This window comes from Bacillus sp. P4_D3 (genome assembly GCF_056401855.1).
Map to the genome: position 1 here is coordinate 1 of NZ_JBFUIN010000552.1, position 2,053 is coordinate 2,053.

At 37.2% G+C, this 2,053-nt stretch carries 1 protein-coding gene and 1 pseudogene; both read left to right on the forward strand.

Annotated elements, in window-relative coordinates; genetic code table 11:
- Window positions 1-193, forward strand: a pseudogene (locus tag AC1DTM_RS23960) (helix-turn-helix domain-containing protein); the annotation flags it as partial.
- 168 nt (window positions 194-361) lie between these two features.
- Window positions 362-1,975 (forward strand): long-chain fatty acid--CoA ligase, encoded by a 1,614-nt coding sequence (locus AC1DTM_RS23965; RefSeq protein WP_088099415.1) that lies wholly within the window; start codon window positions 362-364, stop codon window positions 1,973-1,975.
- Window positions 1,976-2,053: the final 78 nt, after the last annotated feature.

Consider the following 2,053-nt stretch of genomic DNA (forward strand, 5'->3'; position numbering starts at 1 on the left):
GCATATCACTTCAGGAGAGCTCGTGCAGTATTATCCTTACTGTGTTGTTCTTATTGCTATAGGTTTCTATCTTTTCGTTCGTGTTTTAGGAGTGTTAGAAACGTATAAACTTTTAGTTGAAAATGAAGAGTACAGTAATCGTTTCATTTTTAAGTTAAAAAAGAAAGTAAGAAAAAAGGTAGATAGTTTTTAAATTGGAGAGAACCATGTTTTGTATCGTGTGTATTTCAAACATGGTTCTTATTTAGTAGAATTATTTCCAAAGAAATAATTCAGAAAATACAGAAAATGTCGTAATTATTTGTAGAAGTCTGTTATAATGAACGAAATGAAAACGCTTTAAAGGGAGGATGTAAACAATATGATGATGAATGTACCTCTAACAATTAGTTCTATGATGGAAAGGGCAGAAAAACTATTCCCAAAGAAAGAAATCATTTCACGGACACATGATACAGTTACGACATTAACGTATAAGCAGCTAGGGGAAAGGACAAGAAGACTTTCCAGTGCGTTAAAAAAGCTTGGAATTAAAGAAGGCGAGCGCATAGGAACGTTAGCGTGGAATCATCATCGACATGTAGAAGCATATTTTGCTATTCCAGGTATTGCTTCCGTATTACACACAATTAATATTCGTTTATCTCCTCAACATATTTCATACATTATTCAACATGCAGAAGATCGTATTTTACTTATTGATGAAGATCTTGTACCACTCATTGAGAATATCCAGTCTGAATTATCGACTGTACAAGCATATATTATTATGACTGATAAAGAGGAGCTCCCAAAAACTACCCTTCAGCCTGTATATCATTATGAGAAACTTTTAGAAGACGGCGACCCAAATTTCCAATTTGTTAAAGATATTGATGAAAATACACCTGCTGGTATGTGTTATACGTCAGCGACTACAGGGAATCCAAAAGGTGTTGTTTATACACATCGTAGTACAGTGTTGCACTGTATGGCACTTGGATTAGCGGATACGACAGCTTTATCGGAAAGTGATGCAGCAATGGCTATTGTGCCAATGTTTCATGTGAACGCTTGGGGACTTCCTTTTGCAGCTACTTGGTTTGGGTCAAAACAAGTTCTTCCGGGACCGATGTTTACTCCGAAAATTTTATTAGAAATGATTCAAACTGAAAAAGTAACGATAGCTGCGGGTGTGCCGACAATTTGGCTTGGTGTTTTACAAGAGTTAGAAAATAATAGTTATGATTTATCTAGTATAACGAGATTACTATGCGGAGGCGCAGCTGCACCGAAAAGCGTTATTAAAGCGTTTGAGCAAAAATATAATGTTCCTTTCGTACATGCATATGGCATGACTGAAACGAGTCCACTCGTAACGCTTGCACGTCTAAAAAGCTATGAAACAGATTTGGCGTATGAAGAACAACTTGAGATAAGATCGAAGCAAGGATATCTTGTCCCTGGTGTAGAGATGAAAGTAGTCGGTACAAATGGTGAAGTGAAGTGGGATGGTACGGAGATGGGAGAACTATGTTTACGAGCGCCATGGATCGCTGCAAGCTATTATAACGATGAGCGTACGGTGGAAGGGTTCCGTGATGGATGGTTATATACTGGCGATGTCGTTACAGTCGATGAGGAAGGTTGCGTCAAAATTGTTGATCGTACGAAGGATGTTATTAAAAGCGGTGGGGAATGGATTTCCTCCGTTGACCTTGAAAATGCTCTAATGGCACATGACGCTATATTTGAAGCGGCTGTCGTTGCAGTTCCTCATCCCCAGTGGCAAGAGCGTCCAGTTGCCTGCGTTGTTCAAAAGAAAAATAGTACGGTTACAAAAGAAGAGATATATGAGTTTTTAAAACCGCAGTTTGCGAAGTGGTGGTTACCAGATGATATTGTATTTATGGAAGAAATACCGAAAACATCTGTTGGAAAGTTTTTAAAACAGGCACTTCGAAAAGAACTTGAGTATTTGCATAAAGAGAAATAATTGAATTTATAATTGTAAACCGTTACGAAAATTAAGTTGACAAAAGTTAAATAGAAAGATAATATAACTCCTATAATA

Coding starts and splice junctions, on each gene's coding strand:
- AC1DTM_RS23965 (WP_088099415.1), top strand. CDS start 362: ATGATGATGAATGTACCTCTAACAATTAGTTCTATGATGGAAAGGGCA.